Source organism: Pseudomonas sp. JQ36, assembly GCF_053851495.1.
Map to the genome: position 1 here is coordinate 3980517 of NZ_CM132642.1, position 16825 is coordinate 3997341.

Genomic DNA, 16825 nt, shown 5'->3' on the forward strand with positions numbered 1-16825 from the left:
GGCCCGTGGCTGATCAAAGTGTCATATGCGCCGAACTGTCGGCGCTTTCACCCTATTACGCGCTGAGCACCCGACGCTCCAGCGCCGTCTGCAGGTCTTCGAATTTCACCGGTTTGTTCAGGTAATCGATGCGTGTACCCGGCGCGCAGTGCTCGCGATCCGTGCCCAGCGCCAGCATGAACACCGGCAGATTGGCGCAGCCGGGCAACGTATGAATCTGGCAGCACAACGACGCACTTTCATGATTGGGCAACTGGCAATCAATCAGCACCGCATCGAAGGTTTCCCGTTGCAGACAGTCCAGCGCCGCCGCGCCGTTGTCCGCAGTACGTACGCGAAACCCCAGTTTGAGCAGCATGCCGCGCATCACCAGTTGGTTGACGCTGTTGTCATCCACCAGCAACACCGTGCAGTCCTGCGGTGCACGGCTGCGCTCGTGCAGCGCTTCCGGAGTTGGCGCCGCTTCGAGCTGCGGTAGCTCGAACTCGACATCCAGTTGAAAACGGCTGCCGCTGCCAGGCTGGGAGCGATGAGTCAGCTTGCCGCCGAGCAGTTCCACCAGTTGCCGACAGATCGCCAGCCCCACGCCCAGGCCGCCGTATTCGCGGGTCATCGAGCCGTCGAGCTGGAAGAAGCGCTGATACATCGTCGCCTCGCCCAGATCGGTGAAACCGATGCCGGTGTCGATGACCGCAAACGACAGCGCCAGGCGGTTGTCCGTCGCCGGTTTGCCAGTGACCCGCAGCGCCAGACCGCCGACCCGGGTGAACTTGATCGCGTTGTCCAGCAGGCACTCCAGGCACTGCGCCAGTTTTGCGCTGTCGCCGTGCAAGCGATCCGGCAGGGTCGGCAGCACCTCGACCTTGAAGTCCAGCGACTTGCTCGCCGCGTTGCCGTCGAACTGCACGCGCAAGGCCTCGACCACCGCGCGCAGGCTGAAACTGCCCGGCGTCGCCTTGAGCTTGCCGGCCTGCAGTTCGGTGAGGGTGAGGATGCCGTTGACCATGCGCATCATGTCCCGCGCGGAACCGGCGGCGGTTTGCTGGTATTGCTCCAGTTCAGGCTCCAGCTCGACGGTCTGCATCAGCTCCAGCGATCCGATCACCCCGTTCATCGGCGTGCGCAACTCATGGGTCAGGGTTGCGAGGAATTCATCCTTGAGCTTGTTGCTGTGGGCCAGTTGCTGGTTGAGCACTTCGAGTTTCTGCCCGGCATCGAACAGGGTTTGCGCCTGTTGCTCGCGCATGGCGTTGATGCGATCGGCCAGCGCCAGCGACAGCAGCGCGACTTCGATCGCCGAGCCGATCTGGCTGGCGTACATGGTCAGGAACACGTTCGGCAGCAGGCCCAGCACCATCAGCGTATTGACGATGCCGCCGAGCAGGAACGCCGACCAGGCAATAATGAAATAACGCGCCACCCGCAGGCCACGCCACCAGGCGAGAATCCCGGCGGCGAAGATCACCACGGTGAACACCAGCGCCAACAAGGTCGCCAGGCGCAGCGACAATGCGTAACTGGTCATCAGCGACAGCCCGACCACCAGCGCGCCGAACGCGATCAGAGCGATCAGCAGATAGTCGAGCCAGCGGCTGTGGATTCTGGTCTGCAGGAAACTGCGGGCGAACTGGCTACCGAACAGCCCGGCGCAACCGATGAAAAACGGCGTGGCGGCGTTGGCCCACCACGGATTGTCCGGCCAGAAATACTCGACCGCCGCGCCGTTCACCGACAGTTGATAAAGGCCGAACGAGGCGATGTAGAAGATGTAATAGAGGTAGCTGGTGTCGCGCACGCTCAGGTAAATGAACAGGTTGTAGACCAGCATCCCCAGCAGCACGCCATAAATGATCCCCAGCACATACAGGCGCACCGGTTGATCTTCCAGGTAGGCGGTGCTCGACCATAACGTCACCGGAGCCTGGATCGAGCCTTCACTGGCCAGGCGCAGGTACACGGTTTTTTGCTGATCAGGGGCGAAGGTCAGGTCGAACAGGTAATTGTTCTGCCGGATCTCGCGGCTGGCGAACGGCAAGGCGTCGCCGGTCTGCCGGATCAGCCGGTAGTCGCCATTGGCATCGGCCATATAAAGGTCGAGGTGATCGAGCGGCGGATATGCCAGCTCCAGCAGCCAGGTGCGCTGCGCGGCCGGGTTGTTCGGACGGTAATGCAGGTCGATCTTCAGCCAGAACGCCGAGCGCGAGTAACCGGCATTGAGCGTGGCTTTGTCGTGGGGTTTGAAATTGCCCGCCGCCGCTTGAGCGCGAACGTCGGCGATGTTCGCCTGACCGCTCGGGTCTTCGAACACTTGCAAGGAGCGGCCCAGGGGAAGGCTCTGGGTATTTTCGTCGAACTCGACGGCGCTTGCGAGGAGGGGCAAGCAGAACAGCAACATCAGCAAATAGCGCATTGAAGCCCCAGCGTGGCTCGTCCGGTTGTGTCAGGAAGCCCCCCATTCCCTTTGAGTAGACGTAAAACCGGTATTACCTGTTATTGGTTTGGATCCAGACTAGCATAGCCGTTGATGGCCATTGAGCACCATCGAAATTTTTCCTACAAAGGCTCTAGAACGGGCGTTTCAGAGCAAAGCGGCGGACTAGAGCTGTTGAGTTGGTCAACTCAGTCATTGCGATCCGCTTTTGTGGCGAGGGAGCTTGCTCCCGCTCGGCTGCGCAGCAGTCGTGAAACCTGTAAATGCGCTGTGCCTGAATAAATGCAGAGAGCTGCTTCGCAACCCAGCGGGAGCAAGCTCCCTCGCCACAATGGTAGCTGCAGTGTTGTCCGACAATCTGCTCGCAAACACCGTCAGGACTGAACCCGAAAATCAGCTTTGGTGGTAAGCTCGCGCACCATGAATATCTACAGCTCCCGCCCCGTTGTCCTCTGTCTCTCCGGCCACGACCCCAGTGGTGGCGCCGGCTTGCAGGCAGATATCGAAGCTCTGCTCGCGCAGGGTTGCCATGCGGCTCCGGCCGTCACCGCCCTGACCGTGCAAGACACCGTCAACGTCACTGACTTCCGCGTCCTCGACCGTGAGTGGGTGCTGGCGCAAGCCAATGCCGTGCTCAACGACTCCGAAGTCGCAGCGGTCAAACTGGGCATGCTCGGTTCGCTGGAAATGGTCGACACCGTGGTCGAACTGCTTTCCGCGCACCCGCATCTGCCGGTGGTCTGCGACCCGGTGCTGCGTGCCGGCGGCGGCGGACGTCTGGGCAAGGACGAGGTCGGCTATGCGATGCGCGAGCGTCTGCTGCCGCTGTCGATCATTGCCACCCCCAACCTTCCCGAAGCGCGGATTCTCGCCGAACTGCCCGAAGGCACTGCGGACGAGTGCGCGGAAAAACTCCTGCCGTTCGTCAAAAACCTGCTGATCACCGGCGGCCATGGCGACGAAACTGAAATCCACAATCGCCTGTACAGCCGTGACGGCCTGCGTGAAACCTTCTATTGCCAGCGTTTGCCGGGCAGTTACCACGGTTCCGGCTGCACATTGGCCAGCGCCCTCGCCGGTCGGCTGGCCCAGGGTGAAAACCTCGCCAGCGCCGTGCGTACGGCACTGGATTACACCTGGCGCACCCTGCGCGATGCCGAACAACTGGGCAAAGGCCAGTTCGTGCCGCGTCGCCTGCCGCTGGATTTTTGCTCGTAACGTCTTGAGGTCTGCCTGATGAAACTACGTGGCCTGTACGCCATCACCGACAGCCAATTGCTGGCGGGCAAGTTTCTGTCGTACGTGGAGGCGGCGCTGGAAGGCGGCGTCACCCTGCTGCAATACCGCGACAAAAGCAGCGACGAGGCCCGCCGTCTGCGCGAGGCCGAAGCCCTGCGCAATCTGTGCGAGCGCTACAAGACGCAACTGATCATCAACGATGACGCCGAACTGGCTGCGCGCCTCAACGTCGGCGTGCACCTAGGGCAGACCGACGGCCCGCTGTCGCCGACCCGCGCCCTGCTCGGCTCCAAAGCCATCATCGGTTCGACCTGCCACGCGCAACTCGAACTGGCTGAACAGGCCGCCAAAGAAGGCGCGAGTTATGTCGCCTTCGGTCGCTTCTTCAATTCCAGCACCAAACCCGGCGCGCCAAGCTGCAGCCTCGATCTGCTCGACGAGGCCAAACGCAAGCTGCATCTGCCGGTTTGCGCGATTGGCGGCATCACCCTCGACAACGCCGCGCCGCTGGTGGCCCACGGGGTCGACCTGCTGGCGGTGGTCCACGGCTTGTTCGGTGCCGAAAGCACCGCCGAAGTGACCCGCCGCGCCCGCGCCTTCAACGAACTTCTGAAAATCTGATTTGAGAGCCCGAACATGTCTCGTTCCGAAACCCTGTTTGCCAATGCCCAGAAACACATTCCCGGTGGCGTCAACTCGCCGGTTCGCGCGTTCAAGAGCGTGGGCGGCACGCCGCTGTTCTTCAAGCATGCCGAAGGCGCCTACGTCACTGACGAAGACGACAAGCGTTATGTGGATTACGTCGGTTCGTGGGGTCCGATGATTCTCGGCCACAGCCACCCGGACGTGCTCGACGCGGTGCGCAATCAACTGCAACACGGCCTGTCCTACGGCGCGCCGACCGCGATGGAAACCGAGATGGCCGATCTGGTCTGCTCGCTGGTGCCGTCGATGGACATGGTGCGCATGGTCAGCTCCGGCACCGAAGCGACCATGAGTGCGATTCGTCTGGCCCGTGGCTACACCGGTCGTGACAGCATCATCAAGTTCGAAGGCTGCTACCACGGTCACTCCGACAGCCTGCTGGTCAAGGCCGGTTCCGGCGCGCTGACCCAGGGTGTACCAAGCTCCGCCGGTGTACCGGCAGCGTTCGCCAAACACACCCTGACCCTGCCGTTCAACGACATCGACGCCGTGGAGAAGATGCTGGCTGAAGTCGGTCAGGACGTCGCCTGCATCATCGTCGAGCCAGTCGCTGGCAACATGAACTGCGTGCCGCCGGCACCAGGTTTCCTCGAAGGCCTGCGTTCGCTGTGCGACAAGCATGGCGTGGTGCTGATTTTCGACGAAGTGATGACCGGTTTCCGCGTCGCTCTCGGCGGTGCCCAGGCGTACTACGGCGTAACCCCGGATCTGACCACCTTCGGCAAGATCATCGGCGGCGGCATGCCGGTCGGCTGCTTCGGCGGCAAGCGTGAAATCATGGAGCGCATCGCGCCGCTGGGTCCGGTATACCAGGCCGGCACCCTGTCGGGTAACCCGCTGGCGATGGCCGCCGGTCTGACCACGCTGCGCCTGATCAGCCGTCCAGGGTTCCACGCCGAGCTGACCGACTACACCACGCGCCTGCTCGACGGCCTGCAACAACGCGCCGATGCGGCGGGCATTCCGTTCGTGACCACGCAAGCGGGTGGCATGTTCGGCCTGTACTTCAGCGGTGCCGACGACATCGTCACCTTTGAAGACGTGATGGCCAGCGACGCTGCGCTGTTCGGTCGCTTCTTCCACCTGATGCTCGAAGGTGGCGTGTACCTGGCGCCGAGCGCATTCGAAGCCGGTTTCACCTCGATCGCCCACGGCGAAGCCGAGCTGAAAATCACCCTGGACGCTGCCGAGCGCGCCTTTGCTGCACTGAAGTAATCGCCGTACCGCTGACGTTGGCCATGGCCAGCGTCAGCTTTCACCTAGACTCACGCCGTTTTTCCCACGCCTCTGCTAAAAATCCAGCAGAAAGTGGCCGATAAATTCCCCGCGCAGCAGAAAAACGAGTAAAGACTTTGTAAGGTTGGCCCTGCTTATTTCATAATGCGCGCTTATTGGATCCCTCGATGGGTCCGCGTGCCCTTCAGAGGTAAGTCGATTCCCATGAACCGCACCGGCCGCACCCTTGCCTTGGGCTGCCTGTTGCTCCTTCAGCCCCTGCTCGCGCATGCACAAGCAGGCGGCAACTCGTTGTTGATCCCGGCGATGGGTCGTTGCACCCTCAACACTCAGCCGCAAGACGTCACGCAGGCACTGGCCGCCTGCCAGAAAGCGGCGGACGAAGGGGATGCGCAAGCGCAATACGAGTTGGGTGAGTTCTACTACGGCGGCAAGAATGCGCCACGCGATCTCAATCAAGCCCTGAGCTATTTCGAAAAGGCCTCGTTGCAAGGCCACGCTCAGGCGCAGTTCAAGCTCGGTACCATGTTCTTCCACGGTGAAGGCGTCCAGGCCAACAACATTCAGGCGTACATCGTGCTGAAGATGGCCGCGGTCAACGGCGCCGAAGATGCGCTGGACACCGCCGACGAAGTCTCCGAAAAAATGTCCCGCGAAGACCTCGAAACAGCGACCCAGGTGCTCGGGCAAATTTTCCGTAAATACCTGATGGAACTGCAGAGCGCCGATGGGCGTACGCCGTTTTCGCCGCTTCCCTGATTTCTGGCCCCATCGCGAGCAGGCTCACTCCTACAGGTGATCTTCAGTGTGCAGGTGATCCCTGTGGGAGCGAGCCTGCTCGCGAAGGGGGCGACGCGGTTCTGAGCCCTACTTCTCAGGCATCGGCATCGGAAACGGCATCACATTGCCGACCGCGCCACGGGCTTCGCTGATTTTCGGGGTGCCCAGACGTTCCACCTCGTCGATGCGCACGATCGAATGCATCGGCACGAAGCTGCGCACCACGCCTTCGAACTGCGCCTTGAGCTTCTCTTCGCTCGGATCGACCACCACTTGCGTGCGCTCGCCAAAGACGAACTCTTCCACTTCCAGAAAACCCCACAGATCACTTTGATAGATCTGCTTGGCGTACATTTCGAACACCTGGCCCTGGTTGAGGAAAATCACCTTATAGATTGGAGCTTCGCGTTTGGTCATGGCGGGGGATAACATCGGGGATAAAAATGAGGGCGCAAACTATAGCATAGCCACCGGACGCACAGCGGTAGGAACCTGAGGGCTTGTTCCCTATAATGCGCGGTTCTTTGAATCACGTGACGACCAAAATCCATGGCCAAGAAGCTTTACATCGAAACCCACGGTTGCCAGATGAACGAGTACGACAGCTCGCGCATGGTCGATCTGCTGGGCGAACATCAGGCCCTGGAAGTCACCGCCCGTGCAGAAGACGCCGACGTGATTCTGCTCAACACCTGCTCGATCCGCGAACGTGCACAGGACCGGGTGTACTCACAGTTGGGCCGCTGGCGCGAACTGAAGCTGGCCAACCCGGACATGGTGATCGCCGTCGGCGGTTGCGTCGCCAGTCAGGAAGGCGCGGCGATCCGTGATCGCGCCCCGTATGTCGACGTGGTCTTCGGCCCGCAGACCCTGCACCGCCTGCCGGAAATGATCGACGCCGCGCGCAGCAGCAAGTTGCCGCAGGTCGACGTCTCGTTCCCGGAAATCGAAAAATTCGACCACTTGCCCGAGCCGCGCATCGACGGCCCGAGCGCCTACGTGTCGGTGATGGAAGGCTGCAGCAAGTACTGCACGTTCTGCGTGGTGCCTTACACCCGTGGTGAAGAAGTCAGCCGGCCGTTCGATGACGTAATCGCCGAGATCATCCACCTCGCCGAAAACGGCGTGCGTGAAGTGACCTTGCTCGGGCAGAACGTCAACGGTTATCGCGGTACGACTCATGACGGTCGTCTGGCCGATCTGGCCGAGCTGATCCGCGTGGTCGCCGCCGTCGATGGCATCGACCGCATTCGCTACACCACTTCGCACCCGTTGGAGTTCTCCGACAGCCTGATCCAGGCCCACGCCGAAGTGCCGGAGCTGGTCAAACACCTGCACTTGCCGGTGCAGTCGGGTTCCGACCGGATCCTCGCGGCGATGAAGCGCAACCACACCACGCTGGAGTACAAATCCAAGCTGCGCAAACTGCGCGCTGCGGTACCGGGGATCTGCATCAGTTCGGACTTCATCGTCGGCTTCCCGGGCGAGACCGAGAAAGACTTCGAACAGACCATGAAGCTGATTGCCGACGTCGGTTTCGACTTCTCCTACTCGTTCGTCTACAGCCAGCGCCCGGGCACCCCGGCGGCCGATCTGGCCGACGACACCCCGGAAGAGCTGAAGAAAGAACGCTTGAACGTCCTGCAGCATCGTTTGAATCAGCAAGGGTTCGAGATCAGCCGACAAATGGTCGGCTCGATCCAGCGCATTCTGGTCACCGACTACTCGAAGAAAGACCCGGGCGAGCTGCAAGGGCGTACCGAGAATAATCGTATCGTCAACTTCCGCTGCGATAATCCGACCCTGATCGGCCAGTTCGCCGACGTGCACATCGACGCGGCGCAACCGCACTCGCTGCGCGGCTCGCTGGTGCAGTAAACGTAAGGCGTCAAAGTGCCTCTGTGGCGAGGGAGCTTGCTCCCGCTCGGTTGCGAAGCAGCCGCAAACCAGACACCTCGATCATCCTGAATGATCAAGGCTGGAGGAGTTGGGAGCGCTTCGCACTCCAGCGGGAGCAAGCTCCCTCGCCACAGTAATCCAGTGAGACCGTTTTAAGAGCTTTCGCACCCACGCCACTGGCGTTATCCTTGATTTCATCTTAATTGCCCCAGGGCGGCTAAATACGACCTTGAACGCACCCATAGAACCACATCGTTTTATCCTCGAGCCCTTTGAGGCTCGCCGCTTCGCCAATCTGTGCGGGCAATTCGACGAGCATCTGCGCTTGATCGAACAGCGCCTGGCCATCGAGATCCGCAACCGCGGAAACCAGTTCGAACTGATCGGCGACCCCAAGCACACCACGTCTGCGGAAAACCTGCTGCGCCGCCTGTACCGCGAAACCAAGGGTACCGAGCTGTCGCCGGACATGGTGCACCTGTTCCTCCAGGAGTCGGCTGTGGTCGAGCTGGACAACCACGCCCCCGCCGAAGCCTCCGTCGCCCTGCGCACCAAGAAAGGCATGATTCGCCCACGCGGCCTGAATCAACTGCGCTACGTGAAGGAAATCCTCGGCAACGACATCAACTTCGGCATTGGTCCGGCCGGTACCGGCAAGACCTATCTGGCCGTGGCTTGCGCCGTCGATGCCCTGGAGCGCGAGCAGATCCGCCGCATCCTGCTGGTGCGTCCGGCGGTTGAAGCCGGTGAAAAGCTCGGCTTCCTGCCCGGCGACCTCGCCCAGAAGATCGACCCGTACCTGCGCCCGCTGTACGACGCCCTCTACGAAATGCTCGGCTTCGAATACGTGGCCAAGCTGATCGAGCGCCAGGTGATCGAAGTCGCGCCGCTGGCCTACATGCGCGGTCGTACGCTGAACAACAGCTTCATCATTCTCGACGAAAGCCAGAACACCACCGTCGAGCAGATGAAGATGTTCCTGACCCGGATCGGCTTCGGCTCCACCGCCGTCATCACTGGCGACATCACCCAGGTCGACCTGCCGCGCGGCACCAAGTCCGGGCTGCACCACGTGATCGAAGTGCTCAAGGACGTTCCTGGCATCAGCTTCACGCACTTCCAGCCCAAAGACGTCGTGCGTCACCCGTTGGTGCAGCGGATCGTCGAGGCCTACGAGCGCTTCGAGACCCGTGCCGAAGCCGCCAAGGAAACCTCGCGCGATGCTTGAGCTGGATCTGCAAATCGCTACCGAAGCGAATGCCCCGAGTGAAGCCGACTTCCGCAAATGGTGCGAACTGGCCCTGCGCCAGCGCAGCGCCGACTCGGAAATGACCATCCGTCTGGTTGACGAGGAAGAAGGTCGTGAGCTGAATCACACCTGGCGCCACAAGGATTACGCGACCAACGTCCTGTCGTTCCCGGCCGAAGTCCCGGACGAGTTTCTCGACATCCCGCTGCTCGGCGATCTGGTGATCTGCGTAGCGGTGGTCGAGCGCGAAGCTGCCGAACAAGGCAAGGAACTCCAGGCCCATTGGGCACATCTAGTCATTCACGGCTGCTTGCATCTGCTCGGTTACGACCATATAGATGACGACGAAGCCGAAGAAATGGAAGCACTGGAACGCGAGTTGCTTGCCGAACTGGGCTACCCCGATCCGTACGCGGACGACGAACCCGAAACCTCCCCTATCGTTACAACAAAGGATTCAGAGTAATCGCTATGAGCGAAGATCGATCGAGCAACGGGCAGAAGTCATGGCTGGGTAAACTGACCCAGGCTTTTGCCCACGAGCCGAAGAACCGTCAGGAGCTGCTTGAGCTGCTGCGTGATGCACATCAGAACAAACTGTTGGACAGCGAAGCGCTGGCCATCGTCGAAGGCGCCATTCAGGTGGCTGACCTGCAAGTACGCGACATCATGGTGCCGCGTTCGCAGATGATCAGCATCAAGGCGAACCAGACACCCCGTGAATTCCTCCCGGCCGTGGTCGACTCGGCGCACTCGCGCTATCCGGTCATCGGTGAAAGCCATGACGACGTGATGGGCGTGCTGCTGGCCAAGGATCTGCTGCCGCTGATCCTCAAGGAGAACGGCGACAGCTTCAACATCAAGGACCTGCTGCGCCCGGCCACTTTCGTGCCGGAGTCCAAGCGTCTGAACGTGTTGCTGCGTGAATTCCGCGCCAACCACAACCACATGGCCATCGTCATCGACGAATACGGCGGCGTCGCCGGGCTGGTGACAATTGAAGACGTGCTGGAACAGATCGTCGGCGACATCGAAGACGAGCACGACGTCGAAGAAGACAGCTACATCAAGCCGCTGCCCAGCGGGGACTTCCTGATCAAGGCCCTGACACCTATCGAGAACTTCAACGAGTTTTTCGACAGCGAATTCTCCGACGACGAATTCGACACCGTCGGCGGTCTGGTGATGAGCGCGTTCGGGCACTTGCCAAAACGCAACGAAATCACTGAAATCGGCGCCTATCGTTTCCGCATCCTGAACGCCGACAGCCGTCGGATTCATTTGCTGCGACTGACACCCATCGCCCGGTAATCATTAAGGATTGGGGTATGTCATCAGCTATTTCCTGCATCGCGTTGCGCCTGAAAGCGGGCCAGGCAAGGCGCAGTCCGCAGGGAATGGCATTCCCTTTCCAAGGACTGCAACGCAGCATGGTCCGCTTTCAGGCGTAACCCGGAGGGCCGGGCCTGCTGTTACGCAGGGCTGCGTTGCTCGTCGTTCATTTGAAAAACCAAACTTCACTCCTCGCGCCTTGCCCTGCGTAACAGCAGACCCGGCGCGATACAGGAAATAGCTGATGACATACCCCCTGCGCTGGACAACCCGCCCCGGCTGGCCCGGTAACCTGCTGGCCGTGGCGGCCGGTGCAATCACCACCTTCGCCCTCGCCCCGTTCAACATCTGGCCGCTGGCTTTGCTCGCGGTCAGCCTGTTCTACGCCGGCCTGCGCGAGCTGAAACCGCGTCAGGCACTGGGCCGTGGCTGGTGCTTCGGTTTCGGCCTGTTCGGCGCCGGTACCAGCTGGATTTACTACAGCATCCACCATTTCGGTGGCGCGTCGGTGCTGCTGGCCGGGTTCCTGATGCTGCTGTTCACCGCAGCGATCGCGTTTTTCTTCGCCCTGCCCGCCTGGGTCTGGGCACGCTGGTTGCGCCGAAATGAAGCACCGCTGGCCGATGCGCTGGCGTTTGCCGCACTGTGGGTCGGCCAGGAAGCGTTTCGTGGCTGGTTCCTCACTGGTTTTCCGTGGCTCTACTCCGGCTACAGCCAGCTCGACGGCCCATTGGCCGGGCTCGCGCCGGTGGGCGGCATGTGGCTGGTGTCGTTCGTTCTGGCGCTGACTGCGGCGCTGATCTACAACGCACCGCGCCTGCTGCAAACCGGTCGTAAAGGCTTTATCGCGGCCGGTTTGCTGCTGCTGGTCGGGCCGTGGGTGGCGGGTATTGCGCTCAAGGGCCACGCCTGGACCAGTCCGTCCGGTCCGGCACTGAGCGTCGCTGCGATTCAGGGCAACGTCGAACAAAGCATGAAATGGGATCCGGCGCAGCTTAACGCGCAACTGGCGCTCTATCGCGACCTGAGTTTCCGCTCAAAACCGGTGGACCTGCTGATCTGGCCGGAAACCGCAGTACCGGTGCTCAAGGAGTCCGCCGAGGGCTACCTGAACATGATGGGCAACTTCGCCGCCGAGCGTAAATCGGCGCTGATCACCGGGGTGCCGATCCGCGAAACGGTTCGCCACGAAAAACGCTTCTTCAACGGCATTACCGTGGTCGGCGAAGGCGATGGCACCTACCTCAAGCAGAAACTGGTGCCGTTCGGTGAGTACGTGCCGCTGCAGGATCTGCTGCGCGGCTTGATCGCATTCTTTGACTTGCCGATGTCCGACTTCGCTCGCGGCCCGGCGGATCAGCCGCTGCTGCAAGCCAAGGGTTATCAGATTGCGCCGTTCATCTGCTATGAAGTGGTGTACCCGGAATTCGCCGCTGGCCTGTCAGCCCGCAGCGATCTGCTGCTGACGATCAGCAACGACACCTGGTTCGGCACCTCGATCGGCCCGCTGCAACACCTGCAAATGGCGCAGATGCGCGCGCTTGAGGCCGGCCGCTGGATGATCCGTGCTACGAACAACGGCGTGACTGGGCTGATCAACCCGTTCGGGCAGATCACCGAGCAGATTCCGCAGTTCGAACAGGGCATTCTGTATGGCGAAGTGGTGCCGATGCACAACCTGACGCCGTACCTGCAATGGCGTTCGTGGCCGCTGATCATCCTCTGTGTGCTGCTGTTTGGCTGGGCGCTGATGGCGAGCCGGATGTCGAAAACCCTTTAAAGCAAAAGATCGCAGCCTGCGGCAGCTCCTACATGGGGATTTGTGTTTTCCCTGTAGGAGCTGCCGCAGGCTGCGATCTTTTGATCTTCAGCGGTAAAAAAGCGAATACCCCACCTGTCCCACCGCCTCGTTGAGCAATTGCCCGCTCTGCCAGATCGACTTGAACTCCGGCAGCCAGCCACCAAACGGGCGCGCATTATCGGTCCCGAGAAACCCGACGGGCGCCGGCACCACTTCGAATCCTGCCTGCTGGAAACACCACACGGCGCGCGGCATGTGCCAGGCCTGCGTCACCACCACGACGCGCTTGATGCCTTGCGGCAACAAGAGGTCGGCGCTGAATTTGGCGTTTTCCCAAGTGGTACGGCTCTCGCCTTCCTGCCAGCGCGTGGTCACGCCGAAATCATCGCGCAGCGAATCGGCCATCAGCTTCGCCTCGGTCGGCGGCGTGCCGTAATGCAGGCCACCACTGGTCAGAATCGGCAGCCCGGAGGCCTTGGCCAATCGCGCCGCATAGCGCTGACGCTCCAGCCCCACGCCAGTTGGCTGATCCTCGCCCCAGGCCAGATCGCCGCGCTCACGCCCGGAACCCAGCACCACAATCGCATCGGCGCGCTGCGCCAACATCGACCACGCGTCACGGGGCAGCGGCGGCTCACGCTCCAGCGCCTTGGCGCCCCACTGCACCACCACCGGCAGGCTCATCAACCAGAAACCACCCAAGCCAAGGGCAAAACACAGGCCGGCCAGCCGTGGCCGGGAACGACGCAGCCACCAGGCGACCAGCAACAGCAGTAGAAGAATGCCGGGCGGCAAGAGCAGTTGTTTGATGAAATAACGAAAAGGCATCGGGGCATCTCCAGAGATGCCCGAAGCCTAAGAGTGTTAATGAAACGTTACAACCGATAGGTAGGATCCTGTTGGAAAAGATCCGTTATTTGACCTGCCATGCGTTTACTTGGCCTGCACAGAACGAACCTTGACGGCGTCTCTGCCGGGCGCCTTGTCCTTGAGCCAGATGACCTTGGCTGAATGTCCTGCATCGAGCTGTTTCACTGCCTGCGACAGGTATCCATGCGATTCACGCTCACTGCGATCCAGATAGGCCTTGACCAGTTTGAACTCGGCGGGGCTCAAGCCACGCAATTCCAGTTCCACGGGGCGCTCGTCGCGCAGCCGGCCAGCGGTTTTGGCAGCGTCGAGGGCCATGCCCAGACGATCCATCAACCGTTCGTACAACTCGGGTTTCGTCACGTTTTTTTGCCGTTGCTCCACCATCCCTCACCTCATTGAAGATAAGACTCACTCCCCAATAAGAGCTTAGCTTCGCTGCACAAACCGGCTGAACGCCGCGACCAACGGCCCTCGCCAAGGTTTTCCGGGGCCAGACAGCTGTAATCAGGGTTTCCCTAGGCCAAGCGCGGTCATGTATGCTACGGCGCTTCCTGTCATTCCACTTCCAGCCTGTCCGGAGCATCCCCCGGAGGGCGCGTTGAAGAGGATTAGGCCACCCCTATCCAGTACAAAAGTAGCCATGCACGAACAATATCAGCCCCGTGAAATCGAAGCCGCCGCCCAGTCGTTCTGGGACGAGCAAAAGTCCTTTGAAGTCAGTGAACAGCCAGGCAAGGAAACTTACTACTGCCTGTCGATGTTCCCTTACCCCAGCGGCAAGCTACACATGGGGCACGTGCGCAACTACACCATCGGCGACGTGATCTCCCGCTACCAGCGCATGCAAGGCAAGAACGTTCTGCAACCAATGGGTTGGGACGCGTTCGGCATGCCGGCGGAAAACGCCGCGATGAAGAACAACGTGGCGCCCGCCAAGTGGACCTACGAAAACATCGCCTACATGAAGTCCCAGCTGCGCAGCCTGGGCCTGGCGGTGGACTGGTCCCGTGAAGTGACCACCTGCAAACCGGATTACTACCGCTGGGAACAATGGCTGTTCACTCGCCTGTTCGAAAAAGGCGTGATCTACCGCAAGAACGGTACCGTGAACTGGGACCCGGTCGACCAGACTGTTCTGGCCAACGAACAGGTGATCGACGGTCGCGGCTGGCGTTCCGGCGCGCTGATCGAAAAGCGCGAAATCCCGATGTACTACTTCAAGATCACCGCTTACGCGGATGAGCTGCTGGAGAGCCTCGACGAACTGACTGGCTGGCCGGAACAGGTCAAGACCATGCAGCGCAACTGGATCGGCAAATCCCGCGGTATGGAAGTGCAGTTCCCGTACAACGTCGACTCGATCGGCGAAGCCGGCACCCTCAAGGTCTTCACCACCCGTCCGGACACCCTGATGGGCGCGACCTACGTTGCCGTGGCTGCCGAGCACCCGCTGGCCACCCAGGCCGCGCAGAACAACCCTGAGCTGCAAGCGTTCATCGCTGAATGCAAGGGCGGCAGCGTGGCTGAAGCCGACGTCGCCACTCAAGAGAAAAAAGGCCTGCCGACCGGCCTGTTCGTCGAGCACCCGCTGACCGGTGAGAAACTCCCGGTATGGGTCGCCAACTACGTGTTGATGCACTACGGCGACGGCGCCGTGATGGCGGTACCGGCGCACGACGAGCGCGACTTCGAATTCGCCCACAAGTACAACCTGCCGGTCAAATCGGTGGTGCGCACCAGCTCCGGTGACACCAACCCGGCTCCGTGGCAAGACGCCTACGGCGAGCACGGCACGCTGATCAACTCCGGCGAGTTCGACGGCCTGGACTTCACCGGCGCGTTCGACGCCATGGAAGTCGCCCTGATCAAGAAAAACCTCGGCGCCTCGCGCACCCAGTTCCGCCTGCGCGACTGGGGCATCAGCCGTCAGCGCTACTGGGGCTGCCCGATCCCGATCATCCACTGCGCCACCTGCGGTGACGTGCCGGTGCCGGAAGACCAGTTGCCGGTAGTTCTCCCGGAAGACGTGGTGCCGGACGGCGCCGGTTCGCCGTTGGCGCGCATGCCTGAGTTTTACGAATGCAGCTGCCCGAAATGCGGCCAGCCTGCCAAGCGTGAAACCGACACCATGGACACCTTCGTCGAGTCCTCGTGGTACTACGCCCGTTACGCCTCGCCGCACTTTGAAGGTGGCCTGGTGGAAAAATCCGCGGCCGACCACTGGTTGCCGGTGGATCAGTACATCGGCGGTATCGAACACGCCATTCTTCACCTGCTGTACGCGCGCTTCTTCCACAAGCTGATGCGTGACGAAGGTCTGGTCAGTTCCAACGAGCCGTTCAAGAACCTGCTGACCCAGGGCATGGTAATCGCCGAGACTTACTATCGTCGCGAAGCCAATGGTGCCTACACCTGGTTCAACCCGGCGGACGTGGAACTGGAGCGTGACAGCAAAGCCAAGGTCATCAGCGCCAAACTGAAATCCGACGGCCTGCCGGTGGAAATCGGTGGCACCGAGAAAATGGCCAAGTCCAAGAACAACGGCGTCGACCCACAGTCGATGATCGACCAGTTCGGCGCCGACACCTGCCGCCTGTTCATGATGTTCGCTTCGCCGCCTGACATGAGCGCCGAATGGTCGGACTCCGGCGTTGAAGGCTCGCACCGCTTCCTCAAGCGCGTCTGGCGTCTGGCGCAGGCCCACGTCACCCAGGGCCTGCCGGGCAAGCTGGACGTCGCCGGCCTGAACGACGAGCAGAAAGCCGTGCGCCGCGCCATCCACCTGGCCATCAAACAGGCCAGCCATGACGTCGGCCAGAACCACAAATTCAACACCGCCATCGCTCAGGTGATGACGCTGATGAACGTGCTGGAAAAAGCCGCGCAAGGCACCGAACAGGATCGCGCGCTGGTTCACGAAGGTCTGGAAGCCGTGACCTTGCTGCTGGCTCCGATCACGCCGCACATCAGCCATGAGCTGTGGAATCAACTGGGCCACGCTGACCCGGTGATCGATGCCGGCTGGCCTGCGGTCGATGAAAGCGCACTGGTACAGGACAGCCTGCAACTGGTCATTCAAGTGAACGGCAAGCTGCGTGGCCAGATCGAAATGCCGGCCAGCGCCACCCGCGAAGAAGTCGAAGCGGCGGCCCGTGCCAACGAAAACGTGCTGCGTTTCGTCGACGGTCTGACCATTCGCAAAGTGATCGTTGTACCGGGGAAACTGGTCAACATCGTCGCCAGCTAAATTGGATTGGGCGTCAGGTTCGCCTGACGCACT

The 16825-nt window shown here is 61.2% G+C and carries 14 protein-coding genes; 10 read left to right on the top strand and 4 right to left on the bottom strand.

Annotation, left to right across the window (positions count from 1 at the left end):
• Window positions 1–55: 55 nt before the first annotated feature.
• Complete coding sequence (locus tag ACS4NR_RS17915) at window positions 56–2410, bottom strand: hybrid sensor histidine kinase/response regulator (protein ID WP_456017997.1); 2355 nt, start codon at window positions 2408–2410, stop codon at window positions 56–58.
• A 441-nt stretch (window positions 2411–2851) separates the two neighbouring features.
• On the opposite strand from ACS4NR_RS17915, the gene ACS4NR_RS17920 reads away from it, so the two are divergent.
• The 4 genes from ACS4NR_RS17920 to ACS4NR_RS17935 all read left to right on the top strand — a co-directional run bounded on the left by ACS4NR_RS17920 (window position 2852) and on the right by ACS4NR_RS17935 (window position 6370).
• Window positions 2852–3649, top strand: a complete 798-nt coding sequence (locus ACS4NR_RS17920) for a hydroxymethylpyrimidine/phosphomethylpyrimidine kinase (protein ID WP_007960553.1) — start codon at window positions 2852–2854, stop codon at window positions 3647–3649.
• 18 nt (window positions 3650–3667) lie between these two features.
• On the top strand, window positions 3668–4291 hold the full coding sequence (gene thiE, locus ACS4NR_RS17925) for a thiamine phosphate synthase (protein WP_095139211.1): 624 nt from the start codon (window positions 3668–3670) through the stop codon (window positions 4289–4291).
• Between the two features lie 15 nt (window positions 4292–4306).
• Complete coding sequence (gene hemL / locus ACS4NR_RS17930) at window positions 4307–5590, top strand: glutamate-1-semialdehyde 2,1-aminomutase (protein WP_456017998.1); 1284 nt, start codon at window positions 4307–4309, stop codon at window positions 5588–5590.
• 225 nt (window positions 5591–5815) lie between these two features.
• The gene (locus ACS4NR_RS17935; protein ID WP_456017999.1) at window positions 5816–6370 is read left to right on the top strand and encodes a tetratricopeptide repeat protein; all 555 of its coding nucleotides are present in this window, start codon (window positions 5816–5818) and stop codon (window positions 6368–6370) included.
• Window positions 6371–6478: 108 nt separating this feature from the next.
• Here the strand turns inward: ACS4NR_RS17935 and ACS4NR_RS17940 are convergent, their stop codons facing one another.
• Window positions 6479–6808 carry a DUF1820 family protein gene (locus ACS4NR_RS17940; RefSeq protein WP_003185742.1) on the bottom strand — a complete coding sequence of 110 codons (330 nt, stop codon included), beginning with the start codon at window positions 6806–6808 and terminating at the stop codon, window positions 6479–6481.
• Window positions 6809–6940: 132 nt separating this feature from the next.
• On the opposite strand from ACS4NR_RS17940, the gene miaB reads away from it, so the two are divergent.
• From miaB to lnt, 5 genes are all read left to right on the top strand, one after another.
• Window positions 6941–8269, top strand: a complete 1329-nt coding sequence (miaB, locus tag ACS4NR_RS17945) for a tRNA (N6-isopentenyl adenosine(37)-C2)-methylthiotransferase MiaB (protein WP_456018000.1) — start codon at window positions 6941–6943, stop codon at window positions 8267–8269.
• 250 nt (window positions 8270–8519) lie between these two features.
• Window positions 8520–9518, top strand: coding sequence for a PhoH family protein (locus tag ACS4NR_RS17950; protein ID WP_095139208.1), 999 nt, complete (start codon window positions 8520–8522; stop codon window positions 9516–9518).
• Complete coding sequence (gene ybeY / locus ACS4NR_RS17955) at window positions 9511–10005, top strand: rRNA maturation RNase YbeY (protein WP_095139206.1); 495 nt, start codon at window positions 9511–9513, stop codon at window positions 10003–10005. Before ACS4NR_RS17950 ends, ybeY begins: the two co-directional genes overlap by 8 nt.
• A 5-nt stretch (window positions 10006–10010) precedes the next feature.
• On the top strand, window positions 10011–10850 hold the full coding sequence (locus ACS4NR_RS17960; protein WP_027612886.1) for an HlyC/CorC family transporter: 840 nt from the start codon (window positions 10011–10013) through the stop codon (window positions 10848–10850).
• 277 nt (window positions 10851–11127) lie between these two features.
• Window positions 11128–12651: an apolipoprotein N-acyltransferase gene (lnt, locus tag ACS4NR_RS17965; RefSeq protein ID WP_456020398.1), complete on the top strand. Its 1524-nt coding sequence runs from the start codon at window positions 11128–11130 to the stop codon at window positions 12649–12651.
• Between the two features lie 87 nt (window positions 12652–12738).
• Here lnt and ACS4NR_RS17970 read toward each other — a convergent pair whose 3' ends face one another.
• Both ACS4NR_RS17970 and ACS4NR_RS17975 read right to left on the bottom strand, forming a co-directional pair.
• Entirely contained in the window at window positions 12739–13500 is a 762-nt protein-coding gene (locus ACS4NR_RS17970) for a YdcF family protein (RefSeq protein ID WP_456018001.1), read from the bottom strand.
• A gap of 105 nt (window positions 13501–13605) precedes the next feature.
• Window positions 13606–13929, bottom strand: a complete 324-nt coding sequence (locus ACS4NR_RS17975; RefSeq protein WP_456018002.1) for a hypothetical protein — start codon at window positions 13927–13929, stop codon at window positions 13606–13608.
• 256 nt (window positions 13930–14185) lie between these two features.
• On the opposite strand from ACS4NR_RS17975, the gene leuS reads away from it, so the two are divergent.
• Window positions 14186–16792, top strand: coding sequence for a leucine--tRNA ligase (gene leuS, locus ACS4NR_RS17980; RefSeq protein ID WP_166497261.1), 2607 nt, complete (start codon window positions 14186–14188; stop codon window positions 16790–16792).
• Window positions 16793–16825 lie beyond the last annotated feature (33 nt).

What these genes read in the sequence shown, in the direction of transcription:
- ACS4NR_RS17915 (WP_456017997.1), bottom strand. Translation starts at nt 2,410, where the DNA reads ATGCGCTATTTGCTGATGTTGCTGTTCTGCTTGCCCCTCCTCGCAAGC.
- ACS4NR_RS17920 (WP_007960553.1), top strand. Translation starts at nt 2,852, where the DNA reads ATGAATATCTACAGCTCCCGCCCCGTTGTCCTCTGTCTCTCCGGCCAC.
- thiE (WP_095139211.1), top strand. Translation starts at nt 3,668, where the DNA reads ATGAAACTACGTGGCCTGTACGCCATCACCGACAGCCAATTGCTGGCG.
- hemL (WP_456017998.1), top strand. Translation starts at nt 4,307, where the DNA reads ATGTCTCGTTCCGAAACCCTGTTTGCCAATGCCCAGAAACACATTCCC.
- ACS4NR_RS17935 (WP_456017999.1), top strand. Translation starts at nt 5,816, where the DNA reads ATGAACCGCACCGGCCGCACCCTTGCCTTGGGCTGCCTGTTGCTCCTT.
- ACS4NR_RS17940 (WP_003185742.1), bottom strand. Translation starts at nt 6,808, where the DNA reads ATGACCAAACGCGAAGCTCCAATCTATAAGGTGATTTTCCTCAACCAG.
- miaB (WP_456018000.1), top strand. Translation starts at nt 6,941, where the DNA reads ATGGCCAAGAAGCTTTACATCGAAACCCACGGTTGCCAGATGAACGAG.
- ybeY (WP_095139206.1), top strand. Translation starts at nt 9,511, where the DNA reads ATGCTTGAGCTGGATCTGCAAATCGCTACCGAAGCGAATGCCCCGAGT.
- ACS4NR_RS17960 (WP_027612886.1), top strand. Translation starts at nt 10,011, where the DNA reads ATGAGCGAAGATCGATCGAGCAACGGGCAGAAGTCATGGCTGGGTAAA.
- ACS4NR_RS17970 (WP_456018001.1), bottom strand. Translation starts at nt 13,500, where the DNA reads ATGCCTTTTCGTTATTTCATCAAACAACTGCTCTTGCCGCCCGGCATT.
- ACS4NR_RS17975 (WP_456018002.1), bottom strand. Translation starts at nt 13,929, where the DNA reads ATGGTGGAGCAACGGCAAAAAAACGTGACGAAACCCGAGTTGTACGAA.
- leuS (WP_166497261.1), top strand. Translation starts at nt 14,186, where the DNA reads ATGCACGAACAATATCAGCCCCGTGAAATCGAAGCCGCCGCCCAGTCG.